The organism is Paenibacillus sp. WC2504 (assembly GCF_052682475.1).
Genome location: NZ_JBQZFH010000001.1, coordinates 4175318 through 4188848, shown reverse-complemented (window position 1 = coordinate 4188848; position 13531 = coordinate 4175318). Strand labels below are relative to the sequence as shown.

Annotated in this window: 10 protein-coding genes; all 10 read left to right on the top strand. The window is 42.5% G+C overall.

Annotated features, from left to right (window positions below):
* Window positions 1–101 precede the first annotated feature (101 nt).
* The 10 genes from ACUN27_RS18805 (at window position 102) to ACUN27_RS18760 (ending at window position 13504) form a co-directional block, all read left to right on the top strand.
* On the top strand, window positions 102–1457 hold the full coding sequence (locus ACUN27_RS18805; RefSeq protein ID WP_315950297.1) for an aminotransferase-like domain-containing protein: 1356 nt from the start codon (window positions 102–104) through the stop codon (window positions 1455–1457).
* Window positions 1458–1527: 70 nt separating this feature from the next.
* Window positions 1528–2979 (top strand): spore germination protein, encoded by a 1452-nt coding sequence (locus tag ACUN27_RS18800; protein ID WP_315950299.1) that lies wholly within the window; start codon window positions 1528–1530, stop codon window positions 2977–2979.
* 25 nt (window positions 2980–3004) lie between these two features.
* Window positions 3005–4093, top strand: a complete 1089-nt coding sequence (locus ACUN27_RS18795; RefSeq protein ID WP_445559400.1) for a GerAB/ArcD/ProY family transporter — start codon at window positions 3005–3007, stop codon at window positions 4091–4093.
* A complete protein-coding gene (locus ACUN27_RS18790) occupies window positions 4090–5172 on the top strand; it encodes a Ger(x)C family spore germination protein (RefSeq protein ID WP_445559399.1) in 1083 nt (360 codons plus the stop codon). The genes ACUN27_RS18795 and ACUN27_RS18790 overlap by 4 nt, the downstream gene beginning before the upstream one ends.
* Before the next feature lie 101 nt (window positions 5173–5273).
* Window positions 5274–6359: a GerAB/ArcD/ProY family transporter gene (locus tag ACUN27_RS18785; protein WP_315950304.1), complete on the top strand. Its 1086-nt coding sequence runs from the start codon at window positions 5274–5276 to the stop codon at window positions 6357–6359.
* A 5-nt stretch (window positions 6360–6364) separates the two neighbouring features.
* Window positions 6365–7849, top strand: coding sequence for a spore germination protein (locus ACUN27_RS18780; RefSeq protein ID WP_445559398.1), 1485 nt, complete (start codon window positions 6365–6367; stop codon window positions 7847–7849).
* Complete coding sequence (locus ACUN27_RS18775; protein WP_315950309.1) at window positions 7846–8997, top strand: Ger(x)C family spore germination protein; 1152 nt, start codon at window positions 7846–7848, stop codon at window positions 8995–8997. The genes ACUN27_RS18780 and ACUN27_RS18775 overlap by 4 nt, the downstream gene beginning before the upstream one ends.
* Window positions 8998–9340: 343 nt before the next feature.
* Window positions 9341–10528 carry an epoxide hydrolase family protein gene (locus ACUN27_RS18770; RefSeq protein WP_445559397.1) on the top strand — a complete coding sequence of 396 codons (1188 nt, stop codon included), beginning with the start codon at window positions 9341–9343 and terminating at the stop codon, window positions 10526–10528.
* Window positions 10529–10899: 371 nt separating this feature from the next.
* Complete coding sequence (locus tag ACUN27_RS18765; RefSeq protein ID WP_445559396.1) at window positions 10900–12393, top strand: spore germination protein; 1494 nt, start codon at window positions 10900–10902, stop codon at window positions 12391–12393.
* Window positions 12383–13504 carry a Ger(x)C family spore germination protein gene (locus ACUN27_RS18760; protein WP_445559395.1) on the top strand — a complete coding sequence of 374 codons (1122 nt, stop codon included), beginning with the start codon at window positions 12383–12385 and terminating at the stop codon, window positions 13502–13504. Before ACUN27_RS18765 ends, ACUN27_RS18760 begins: the two co-directional genes overlap by 11 nt.
* The last annotated feature ends 27 nt before the right edge of the window (window positions 13505–13531 follow it).

The following is a 13531-nucleotide window of genomic DNA, read 5'->3' as shown; positions in this document are numbered from 1 at the left end:
TCTATACTTGATACGTATATCGTATCTCACCCTGTCATCATGCTACAATAAAGAAAACAGCAATCTGTACCGTTACAGATTGCAACTAAGGAGTTTGCCCGATGTACATATATTTGAAGCTAATGAATGAGCTGGAGGAATTGATACGGAAGGAGCCCTATAAGGATGGACAGAAACTTCCATCTATTCGCATGCTCTCGGAGCAGTATAAATGCAGCAAGAGTACGATCATTAAAGCATTGGATGAGTTGGAGAGGCGCCATCTCATCTATGCGATGCCTAAGAGCGGCTATTATGTGGTCAAAGGGATGAATGCCGCTCAGAGCGAAGCGTCTCCCATCTTGAATTTCTCAGCCGCTGCTCCTGATCCAAATGTGTTTCCGTATCTAGATTTTCAACATTGCATCAATAAAGCGATTGACACCTACCAGAAGGATTTATTTGTATATGGTACTGCCAAAGGCATGTCATCTCTAATCGAAATCGTACGTAAGCAGTTAATGGGTTATCAGGTGTTTACGGAAGAGCGGAACATCTTTGTGGTATCCGGAGTTCAGCAGGCATTGTCACTCCTTGCCGCAATGCCTTTCCCTAACGGGAAGCAGAAGATTCTGATCGAACAGCCTAGCTACCATCTGTTTATCGAGAATTTGGAGACGCGCCGTATGCCGGTGATCGGAATAGAGCGCAGCTATGCGGGAATTGATTTTGACAGACTGGAGAAAATTTTTCAAACCGAGGACATCAAGTTTTTTTATACTATGCCGCGGTTTCACAACCCTTTGGGCTGTTCTTATACGAGCAAAGAGAAGAAGCGACTTGCTAAGCTTGCTGCCAAATATGATGTATACATCGTTGAAGATGATTACCTCGCCGACTTCGAACAGGACAGCAAGGCCGATCCCATTTTTGCGCAGGACGATTCGTCACATGTCATTTATTTGAAAAGTTATTCCAAAATCATTTTCCCCGGTCTACGCATCGGCATTGCAGTCATACCTGTTCAGCTCGCTGAAACGTTCAGGCTGTACAAGAAACATGACGATATCGACAGTTCCATGTTGTCGCAGGCCGCTCTTGAAATCTATTTACGCAGTGGTATGTTCGATCGCCATCTTGCCAAAATCCGGAGCAGATATGCTGCACGGGCGAAGCTGCTCGATGCTGCACTTAAGAAGGAAGCTGCCCGCAGCGGCGGCGCCTTCACTTACGAACATTCTAATTATCCATTTATACATACGCATATCATGCTGCATGAAACAATTTCTGCTGAGAAGCTAATTGCTAAATTAAAGAGAAGCTCAATTCTGTTGGAGTCAATGGACCGGAATTATTTAAACAATTTCGAGAGGGAAAATATAGTGAAACTAAACGCTACGAACGTGAACGAGGATGAGATTGAAAGAGGGATAGAACGGATTAGCGCCATTATAGCGGAGTCGATTCAGTTGCATTGATTTTGTATAATTTTCCACTTAGTGTGACACAATGAGGTGAGAAATTATACGGAGAAAAGAGTGATTAGAAGTGAATTCAATCCCTCCATTATGGAAGGAGCTAAGTCAATCAGCAGATTTCGTGTGCTACGAACATCAAATGAACTCGGTTCCTTTGTATATCGGTTATTTTAAATCTCTCATAGAGTCAGAAATCTTGCAGCAGCATATACTGAGCTGTTTGAGTAACTTAACGAACAGATCTTTCGAGGATTTGTACCCATTGATACCCATAGCCGAGAAAGAAATATCGTCCGATTGGGATCTCATTCAAAGTAAAATATATCGGGGATACGTGGCCATTCAATATGGCCATCAAAGCATACCTTGTATTTTGGTCAACGCAGCTTCATCTAATGGTCGTAATGTAACCAATCCCGAAGTTGAATTCACCGTGGAAGGGCCGAAAGAAGCCTTTGTTGAATCATTGGACATCAATTTGAACTTGATTCGCAAACGAGTTCCCAGTCCTGATTTACGTATAAAAGAGTACATGGTGGGGAGTTTAGGTAAGTCAAGAGTTGCGATTTGTTACTTGGAAGGATTAACGAACAAACAATATTTACAAACATTTATTCAGCGCATTCAGGATGTGCAATTTGATCAAATTACGGATAGCTCTTTGCTTCAACAAATGATCGAGGATAATTCCAACTCCATCTTTCCCCAGTCGATCGGAACCGAAAGGCCTGATTACGTAGCCTGGGCCGTATCTTCTGGGCAAATTTGCGCATTGAAGGATGGATCCCCAAGTGCTTTTTTTGCGCCGGTGAACCTGTGGCAATTTTTCATTACCTATGAAGATTATTATTTGCCATGGATTATTGCCTCCTTATTGCGGCTGATTCGCATGTGCTCAGTGCTGTTTTCCGTCTTTGCCTCATCATTTTATGTTGCTGTAATGACTTATCACGGACAAAGCATTTCCAACGTCTTTTTGCCCACGATCGTTTCTTCGAGGATCAATGTACCTTTTCCACCAATAGTAGAAGTCATCATTATGGAACTTGTTATTGAATTATTAAGGGAAGCTGGTGCTAGATTGCCTACGAAAATCGGACAGACCATCGGCATCGTTGGAGGTATTGTTCTCGGTACGGCGGCAGTCGAAGCTGCGCTAACAAGCAATTTCCTATTAATTATCGTGGCGCTATCGGCATTGGCCTCGTTCACAACGCCTATTTTTCGCATGAGCGCTACCATACGAATTCTTCGGTTTCCGTTTATTATCGCAGCGCAAATATGGGGGTTATTAGGTATTTTTATTTGCACAATTGCCTTGGTTGCACATCTGTTGCGGTTATCATCTCTCGGGATGCCATATCTGGTTCCTTTCTACCCTTTACGCACTTCCGATTTATATGATACCGTCATTCGTCCACCATATTCCAAATTTCATTACAGATATAGCTTTCTCCGTACACTCAAACCTGCGAGATTTAATAAGAAAAATGTAAACGCAAAAAGAGACATCGATGATTGAAACAGCTCTGGGAGTGATATAAAAGATGAAATCAACTGAACATCCACGATTTACCATATCACCTTATCTGGTTTTCGTTTTGATTCATAGCATGCAGTTCGGACCCGAATATCTGTCCATGTCGAATATTCCAATTCAATTGGCTGGACAAGATACCTGGATTTCTATTATCCTCTGCGGTCTCAGTTTCCACGTCATTATTTGGATGATGTATCGAATACTTAACCGAAACGAGACGGATCTAATTCAAATCCATCAACAATTTTTCGGGAAATTGGCAGGTGGAGGTCTTAACTTTATCTTTATCATTTACTTCCTGCTAATTGCCAGTTTTCAATTGCGTTTTTTTATAGAAATAATACAAGTATGGCTATTTAAAGATCTCGAAACATGGTCATTGGCATTAGTCATGCTCCTACTTGTCTATTACATTGTCGCAGGGGGGTTTCGAGTTATTGTAGGCATTTGTATGTTTAGCTTATTGCGAATTGTGACCATCTTAGCCATGTTTTTTCCAGCGGATTATTTTCATTTCAACAATTTAATTCCTCTATTCGATCACTCGTTAAGTGAAATCTTCAAAGCAGGTAAGGAGATGACATTTCCCTTCTTAGGTGTGGAAATGCTCTTCTTTTGCTACACATTCATCAAAACTCCTCAAAAATCTCAAAAATGGGCGCATTTCGCGAATTTCATCACCACAGTATCTTACCTACTCGTTATATTCTTTTCCTTGTTATTATTTAAACCGGAGCAATTATCTGTAGAAATCTGGTCGCAATTAACCAAATATAAATTTATACAATTCCCTTTTATAGAACGATTTGACTATATTGGCGCTGCAGCACAGCTATTATGGGTAGTTCCTATTTTGTGCTTCTGTATTTGGGCTGCAAGCCGAGTGTGTAAACTCATGTTTACTGTGAAACAAAGAAGAGCACTGCCGATCTTATTAATTCTCGTTTTTGTGGCGGTATGCTTTATTCCAGATCATTCTCATATTGAAGTCGTTCAAAAAATACTATACGATATCGGATTTTACCTCATCTATGCCTATATTCCATTTGTATTTTTAGTTGACGTTATCAGAATGAAAGTGAGAAGAACCGTATGATTCGTTTTTTATACTTCGTAGTGCTCATCGTGAGTATGCTATTGACTGGCTGCGTAAAGCAAGATGTTATAGACAAAATCACGATTTCATTCACCGGCGCTTTCGATGAAGCCCCCGATGATCAAATCGAATTTACGATAGCGGCAATAAAGTTTCAAGCCGATAAATCCCGCTCTGTATCTAATGCTTTGTATTCAAAGGTCGGACATACAAGTAAGAACATTTTGGAAAAAATGGATATGCAATTAAACCGTCCTATTAAACCTGGAAAAATATCAGTCCTCTTAATTGGAAAAGAATTGGCGGAAAGAGGGTTAGCGGATAAATTAGACGTGATCTTGCGGGACGCTATAGCTTCACGAAGGATGTATGTAGCCGTTGCTGAAGGCAAAGGAAAGGAAATATTGCAAGCAAATTTCAGCTCGAATGAAGAAAAAGGGATGTATTTGTATAATCTATTCGACTCGAATGTACGCACTGGACTTGTTCCGAGGCAGAACCTTCACGATTTTGAGTACGCTTTTTTGGGCAAAGGAATGGACCCTTTTTTGCCGCTTCTTTCCTTGCAGCCTAATGGTCAAGTGCAGATCTCCGGATTGGCGTTATTTAAGGATGACAAATACGTCCTGTCACTGAGCGAAAAGCAAATGCGCGTCATGAAGCTTTTACTCGAAAATGTAAGGTACGGCACACTTGAAACAAAGCTTGAAAATGGACCGTACATGGCAATTAAAAACATCGGTTCAAAAGTGAACTATAGCATCGGTAAGGAACCGAAAAGTCCAAAAGTGACGATAAATCTGAGCTTAAACACGGAAGTTATCGACTCAAAGGGGATTGCGTTAACGAAACAAGAGCAGCAGAGAATAAAAGAGAGTTTCGAAAAAGATATTCGTACGACTGGTGTGGATCTCCTACAACTATTTAGAAAGGAAGAGATTGATCCACTCGGTTTAGGGGATTTCGTTAGAAGCAAAACACGAAATTGGAACGAAGAAGCGTGGAAAGAGGAATATCCAATGATGAACGTTAGATTGAATGTAACAGTGAATTTAACGGAGATCGGAATCAGGAAATGAAAGGAAATATAAGTGAATAATAAATGCAACAAAGGGATAAAATTACAAAGAATCTTTTCATAATAAATGTCAATTCATAGCAGCATTGTGAGGAAAATAATATGGACGGAACACAAGGGAAAATCGGTATTGTATCCATCATTATGGTCATGATGCTGTTCAATGGTTTGACTAGTCATGTTATTGTAAATCCGTTGGTATTGGATACATCGGGTAGAGATGCTTGGATATCTGTTCTAATGACGGCAGTTCTCTACCTGCCTTGGTGCGCACTTCTTGTTTATATAATGAGAAAATCAGGTCAACAGGAGCTGCGGACATGGTTAATCAAGCAAACAAGCCCTCTTATTGCTTGGATCATCATAGCTCCGATTTGCGTGGAGCTGTTTTTGATTGGTGGCATGACGGTTATCCAAACGGAGATATGGACCGTCACTAACTATTTGCCTGCAACTCCACAATATATATTAATTATTGCGTTAGTTTCGGTTTGTTATTACTCGGCCTATAATGGCATTCGCACGATAACGATAGTAGCCGGTATTCTGCTTCCTACGGTTGTCTGCCTCGGATACTTCGTTTCCATTGCCAATACGCCGGAGAAAGATTACGCGCTTCTCAAGCCTTTTCTTGAACATGGTTGGCAGCCGGCTCTGAACGGAATGGTTTATACGGGAGGAGCATTAGTGGAGATCATGCTGCTGCTATTGTTCCAACACCGTTTTAAATCGAAAATGCGGGTCTGGCAAGTGCTGCTGCTCGGTATAATTCTGGTATACATTACTTTAGGTCCTTTGGTAGGAGCGATCACGGAATTTGGTCCTCAAGAAGCTGCCAAGCAGATGGTATCCCCGTATGAGCAATGGCGCCTTGTCAAAATAGGTTCGTATATCGAGCACGTCGATTTCTTGTCTGTGTATCAATGGTTGGCTGGAGCAACTATACGAATTAGTCTCTCTCTTTTTTTATTAGCGGAAATAATCCCATATAAAAAGGCAGAAATGCGGCGTTGGTTCATTCTGGTTTTAACGCTTTGCATTTTCATGTTTTCAATGATTGTAACGCACCAAAATTCGTTCTATTTATGGATGTACAAAATTTATTTTCCTGTAACTCTGATTTTCACTCTAGTCATAACAATTGTTTTAGCTGTAATTGCATGGATGGCCAAACCCACCAAGGAGTGAGCAACATGAGCGTTAGCAATACTCAATCTGGCGATGTAACGAAAGAGCAGATGCTTCGGCAATTATTCGCAAACTGTTCTGACGTGCAAATACAGACTTACTTATTTGGTGAGGATGATCCGTCATCCACGATTATGATGATCTATGCAGAAGGTTTATGTGATGCCGTTCAACTGGGGAAAATCGTCCTGCCGGAGTTGAATAAAGTTTATAGAGAAAATGGCTTCGAATATTTGCAAAACGGATATGTGCTTAGCTCTTTACCTCTCATTTCATTTGATGGAGAAGCGACTGAGCAAGAGATGACAGATTGTGTCTTTCAAGGCGATCTTCTGCTTGTTTTTGTTGCTTCAGATGCGATGTATAAGCTTAACATTTGCAACCGTCCTCAGCGCACACCTGATGAATCGAGTGTCGAGATTTCTATCAAAGGGCCGAAAGATGGATTTGTGGAAGAGTTTTCGACGAATATAGCCCTGATTCGCAAACGGATTCGAAGCAATTCCTTATGCTGTGAAACGTTCATTCTCGGAAGAAGAACGAGAACGAAGATCGGACTTATGTATATTAATGACATTTTGGCTCCAAATATTTTAGAGGAAGCTCGTTCTCGCTTAAATAAAGTCGATGTCGATGGCATTTATAGTATCAGTCAAGTGGAAGAAGCACTTACCGATAAGAAATTTGCGCTATTTCCTATAACGGACTTCACGGGTAGGCCCGATTATGCAGTCAACTGCCTGTTGGCCGGACGATTTATTATTATTGTGGACGGCAACCCTTTGATCTTAATTGCACCAGGGAACTTTTCATTGATTATGAAATCCCCGGAGGATATTCATTTCAGTTTTCAATACGTGACTTTTGCTCGCTTGATCCGTTTTTTAAGTTTCTGGATTTCGATTCTCTTGCCTGGTTTCTGGGTGGCTCTTACTGCGTTTCACCAAGATCAAATTCCATTTCGGCTCATGGCGACAATATCGGTAGCAAGAATCGGTTTACCTTTATCAGCACAGATGGAAATGTTTACTTTGCTGTTCCTCCTAGAGGTTTTTCGAGAGGCCGGTGTGCGATTGCCTAGCTCCATTGGACAAACATTAACGGTTATCGGTGGGTTAGTCATTGGTGATGCCTCCATACGCGCAGGTTTGGTTTCCCCTTCGGTAGTGGTTGTTGGGGCGATTACCGCAATCATGGGAGCTACGCTTGTTAATCAGACCTTGGGCACAGTCGTAAGTGTGATCCGGTTGATTATTTTCCTAGCTTCAGCCGTCATTGGGATGTATGGGCTCATTTTGGGTATGGTTTTGTTAGTGATTCACATGTCCAAAATCAAATCGTTCGGGATCCCTTTTTTATCCCCGTTGTCCCCGCCTAATTACAAAGACCTATTTAAGAGCTTTATAAGGTTTCCATGGGCTAAAATGCGTTTTCGTCCGCAAGAGCTGCACACAGTCGATTCAGACCATAAAGGGAAAGATCCCGAATGAGGAAACTCGGTCTTTTTCTAATCGTCCTAACCTTTCTAATTCTCCAATCGGGTTGTTGGAATTCCAAAGATATTCAAACCATGGCCTATGTGACAGCGATCGGATTGGATTACGAAAATGGAAAATATATCACCTATGTACAAGTGCTCAATTTTGCCAATGTGTCCAAAGCGGACTCATCACAGCTAGGGAAGAATATCCCCATATGGATTGGGAAAGGAGAAGGGGAAACGGTCACTGAAACGTTTAATGCGATTTATGCAACTTCCCAACTGAGAGTGTATTGGGGGCATGTGAAATCAATTGTGTGCACGGAAAGATTTTTAAAGAATGGTAAAAGAGTCAAAGAGGCTTACGATATGATAAACCGCTATCGGGAAATCCGTTATAACGTTCTTTTGTATGGAACAAAAGAGTCGTTAAACGATTTATTTCAGCAGAAGTCGATTCTGAATTTATCTCCGACAGATACCTTATTGGACAATCCGGCACAAATCTATTCTCAGCGTTCGTATATTACGCCGCATTACGGTTTCAAGATTATTTCAGAGATAAATGAACCAGGGCAATACGCCATGCTTCCTTCAATCGCTCTTGACAGGGAAGAATGGACCGAAGATAAACAGCCAAGATCGATGTTTAGAATCGATGGGGCGTTTTATCTAAGGGGTAGCCAATCCCTAGGATGGATGTCCGAAAAAGAACTGGAAGGTTTCCGATGGCTTCAAGAAAAACTGTCGCGTTCCCCGATCAACATTCCGGATACGAAGAAGCCTATTGCGGCAATAGTTATGATTGAGCCGAAATCGCGTATTCTGCCTACTATTCGAAATGGACAGGTGTACTATACGATTAAATTGAAAATAAATGCCTATGTAGATGAAATGGTGGAGGATATTTCACCACAAGACATGCAGAAACTTGCGGAGCATGTGATTGAAGATCAGCTCAGAAAAACCTATGAGATAGGACTTAGCAAAAAAATAGACGTGCTGCAATTGGGCGAGCGGCTTTACAGGAACTATCCGAATAAATGGCATGAACTCAACCAGCGCAACGACTTCAATTTGGATGCCGACTCTCTTGATAAAGTGGAGGTCAAGGTTAAACTGCAGCACACTGGCAAATATAAGGCTAGAGCGCATTAATGTTTGCGCTGCTGCAGGACAAGATAGCATTTATCTATAGAAAAACCGCGCAACAATAACAGGGGCGATGAAGTTGATGCCCAGCACACTGCCAACAACAATTCACATAAACCACTCTGTGTTAAAGATAGACAGGTAGATGGGGCGGAATGATAAAAGTCCATTCAAGTCCGCAGACAAAAACGATAAATTGGATCGCTGCCGCAGTGCTACTAATCGCTGTCGAGAGCAAACAGGGGGATAGGGTTTATTAGAACGTCAACACCTATCACTAATAATTCGGGTATGACCATCATATAAATCGGGAGAAAGGCTACCATTGGAAAGAAAAAGGAGATTGCCAATGAGAGACAATACCGCCGTTCGACCGTTTAGACCTGGGTTTGCTCAGGAATCGGCGCTTATGGACCTACGCCGGCGAGTCGCAGCGACAAGATGGCCCGACAAGGAAACAGCGACGGGTCAGTCGCAAGGCGTTTCGCTTGAGACGATTCAAACCATCGCGCGCTATTGGGCAACCGAATACGACTGGCGCAAATTCGAATCACGACTGAACGCCATCCCACAATTCGTGACGGAAATCGACGGCTTGGATATTCAATTCATTCATGTACGATCGAGTCATGAAGGAGCGATCCCAATGATTCTGACGCACGGATGGTCGGGCTCGATTGTCGAATTGCTAAAAGTCATAGATCCGCTGACCCGGCCGACGGCGTATGGAGCTTCGGCTTCGGACGCGTTCCACGTTGTGATTCCTTCGCTGCCGGGTTACGCGTTCTCCGGCAAGCCGAACAAGCTCGGTTGGGATATTCCACGAATTGCCTGGGCCTGGGCAGTGCTCATGAACCGGCTAGGCTATACGAAATACGTGGCACAAGGGGGCGATTGGGGCGCATTAGTCTCGGACATGATGGGTGTGCAGCAGGTTCCGGGGTTGTTCGCCATTCACAGCAATATGCCCGGCACGGTGCCTCCCACCTACGAAACGGCAATCATTAACGGGGAGTCGATGCCAGCCGATTTAACACAAGAACAGAAAAACGCCTGGATGCAGATGGATTTCTTTTATCAGCATGTCGGTTACTCCGCAATTATGGGGAGGCGTCCGCAAACGCTAACTGGGCTGGCTGATTCGCCGGCGGGTCTCGCGGCATTCAATCTTGACCATGATGCAAAAAGCCTGGATCTCATTTCGGGAGCTTTCTTCGGTCACCCCGGGGGTATTTCGCGAGATGATTTCCTTGATAACGTTACACTCTATTGGCTGACGAACACGCCTGTCTCTGCGGCACGTCTCTATTGGGAAAACAAGCTCCCGTTCTTCTCGGTCAAAGGCGTCAATAACATCCCAGTCGCCATCAGCGTCTTTCCCGACGAGCTCTATCAGGCTCCGCTAAGTTGGGCCAAGGAAGCGTACCCGAAGCTGTTCTATTACAACCGTGTCGCCACGGGAGGACATTTTGCCGCTTGGCAGGTGCCGATGCTGTTCTCTGAGGAGCTTCGCACGGCATTCCGACCATTTCGTTAGAGAAGGGATTTCGAGATAGAGAAAAAAACGGTCAAAGGTTCAAAGGGGGCAAAGGGGCAACGAGAGGAAACGGAACGCGAGATAGAACAAATATGTGTGTTCATAAAAACTGATCGCAATGATCCAGTTCCTGAAGCACTTTTTTGAAATGTCGGTTGTCAAGAACATTGTCCGAATGAAGTCCGTGTAAATCGCGGGCTTATTTAGTTATCGAATCAAGTTCTTGTCATTTGGCGATGACAAGAACTTGATCCGATTCCCGATTCGTAACAAGAACATTGTCCGATTACCAACTTTCACAAGCAAGAATAATTACAGGAAATTTGGTAAATATATCTTTAACAAATTGTTAAATACGGGTTGGAAATAGGATGAATATGCTGAAAACGGATTTCCAGGACATCGACCAATTAATAAATTTATCCAGACAATCAAGCGACTTTAAAACCACTCAAATTTTTACTTCCGGTCAACAAGTTAGCATCTCCTATTTCAAATCATTAATCGACGATAAGTTGCTGCAGTTCAATGTAATTATTCCATTGCAAAACCATACCATGCTCTCCGAGCTCAACCAGATTGAGGATCTAAAAGAATGGCTCCCGACGGATGACGTAGAGATAACCGATAATGTTGTGGACATTCAAGCCAAGCTATTCAAAGGACATGCGATTGTTGAGCTTGTGGATCATGATCGGAAGTTTGCGTTGGTGAATGTTGCGAGTAAAGAAGGTCTGCGAAAAGATAACAATACGGAAAACGAGTTCAGTGTTGTTGGACCCAAGGTAGGGTTCGTCGAAGACATTGATACGAACATACGCTTGCTAAGAGCTCAGATCAACATCCCCAACTTGATTATAAAAGAATTAACCATCGGCTCAACATCTAAAACAAGAGTTTCAGTTATCTACATCGACGGGGTGACAAATCCGCAAATCATCCAAACCGCGGAGCAGAGGCTGAAGCAAATTGACTATGACGTGATCTGGGATTCCTCCATTCTGGATCAATTCATTTCGGACAACTCATCCACGCCCTTTCCGCTCTTTTTAACAACGGAACGCCGGGACCGGGTCGTGTATGCTCTGATCAGCGGGCAAGTTGCGATTGTTAGCGACGGGTCGCCATATTTTGTTACAGGCCCCTCGACATTGTTTGACTTTTTCATTTCCCCGGAAGATTATTATTTACCTTGGATCCTGGGTTCCTTTTTCAGGATGATTCGTATTTTCGGGGTTATTTTTTCGTTAATCGCAACATCATTTTATATCGCTATAACCACTTTCCATTACGAAGTCATCCCAAGGGATTTATTGGAACCGCTCATTTTTTCCAGAAGGAATGTCCCCTTTCCCCCTTTTATCGAAGTGCTTTTCTTGGAAATAACCATCGAGTTTCTCCGTGAGGCCGGCGCCAGATTGCCGTCAAAAATCGGTCAAACCTTAGGTATCGTAGGAGGTATTATCATTGGGCAAGCTACCGTCCAAGCTGGCTTGACAAGCAATATCCTCGTCATCATCGTTGCCTTTTCGGCATTGGCCTCGTTTGCCACGCCGATTTATAAGATGTCGAATGCGATACGGTTTTTACGTTTCCCCATGATCGCAATGACTTCCATATGGGGTGGAGTAGGCTTGTTTATGGGGATTACTTTACTGATCGTCCATATTTCCCGGTTGACTTCATTAGGCAATCCATATATGGTCCCTATCTATCCTCTTCGAGTCCACGACCTGAGAGACAGTTTTATACGTCCGTCTTTTCAATATATTAATTTTAGGATGCGGTTCTTAAGGCCGTTTTCTTTAATAAAGTACAAACCAAAGCCGGTTAGAAGGAAACATGGTTTTGACGATGATGAATGATGAAGAAAGTGGGAATATGGAGTTAATGAAAACAACATTTCCAACATTTATACTGATTGTTCTTAGTGGATTGATGACCGCGTGCGGAAATCAATATATAGTGAATGATATTAAGCTTGTTCAAACGGTTGGTTATGATATCATCCAAAATGGAGTACAAAACGCAGCCATTATCGCCAATTACGAAGAACAAGGAGCAAAAAAATTAGAGTTTTACGTAACGAATTCGGATAACATGTTTGATAGTATCCCAAGGCTAAAAACGAAGCTTGATTTTCCACTTGAATATGGACAGCTGAGATTGGCGTTGTTCGGAGAAACGTTCGCACGTAAAGGAATCAAAGCAACAATCGATAGTCTGATCCGCAATCCCAGAATATCTCGCCGTATGCAATTCGGCGTTGCCGATCGAGACGCTTTGAACATATTGAACATACCCCAAAACAAAAGCGATCCGTATTTTTTATCCGATATGATTGAACAAAACTATAAGAAAGGGAATTTGCCTTTGACGAACCTTCATGTTGTGAATTTTAATCTTTACGGCAAAGGGAGAGATCTCTTTTTACCGTATATCACAGAAGAGGGCAGAGAAGTGAAAGTCAATGGAATAGTATTGTTCGAAGGTGACAAATTCAAAACAACCGTCAGTATAAGGGATGCATTGCTGCTGAAAATGCTGCTAGGAAACTCTAAGTTTGGGAGCATCACAATTCCTATAAAAGAATCGAACCAAAAGCAAGAGGACTCCTTCCTTATGTACAGTATCGGTTCCAAGTCAAAATTCAAGGTGATTAGTATCGGACCTCCGGCATCCGTTGCCATTCATTTGGAATTGGACGCACTGGTTAGAGATGTCCCACCATGGATGGATCTTACATCAGAGGATCAAATTTCATCACTTGAGAAAAGAATGGAGGCCTATTTTGAGAAAGAAATTCAAAAGCTTGTATCGTTTTGCAAAAAAAACAACGTGGATCCGGTAGGCTTTGGCGATCTAATAAGAAGCAGATCGAATAAATGGAATGCTCGAGAGTTTCAAGAACACTATGGTGAATTGGAAATAACAGTGAGCGCTAAAGTTAAGATTGTTCAGACAGGTTCCAGTTAGTGAAGCAGCGATTCAATGTTTAGGAGG

Coding starts and splice junctions, on each gene's coding strand:
- ACUN27_RS18805 (WP_315950297.1), top strand. CDS start 102: ATGTACATATATTTGAAGCTAATGAATGAGCTGGAGGAATTGATACGG.
- ACUN27_RS18795 (WP_445559400.1), top strand. CDS start 3,005: ATGAAATCAACTGAACATCCACGATTTACCATATCACCTTATCTGGTT.
- ACUN27_RS18790 (WP_445559399.1), top strand. CDS start 4,090: ATGATTCGTTTTTTATACTTCGTAGTGCTCATCGTGAGTATGCTATTG.
- ACUN27_RS18785 (WP_315950304.1), top strand. CDS start 5,274: ATGGACGGAACACAAGGGAAAATCGGTATTGTATCCATCATTATGGTC.
- ACUN27_RS18780 (WP_445559398.1), top strand. CDS start 6,365: ATGAGCGTTAGCAATACTCAATCTGGCGATGTAACGAAAGAGCAGATG.
- ACUN27_RS18775 (WP_315950309.1), top strand. CDS start 7,846: ATGAGGAAACTCGGTCTTTTTCTAATCGTCCTAACCTTTCTAATTCTC.
- ACUN27_RS18770 (WP_445559397.1), top strand. CDS start 9,341: ATGAGAGACAATACCGCCGTTCGACCGTTTAGACCTGGGTTTGCTCAG.
- ACUN27_RS18765 (WP_445559396.1), top strand. CDS start 10,900: ATGAATATGCTGAAAACGGATTTCCAGGACATCGACCAATTAATAAAT.
- ACUN27_RS18760 (WP_445559395.1), top strand. CDS start 12,383: ATGATGAATGATGAAGAAAGTGGGAATATGGAGTTAATGAAAACAACA.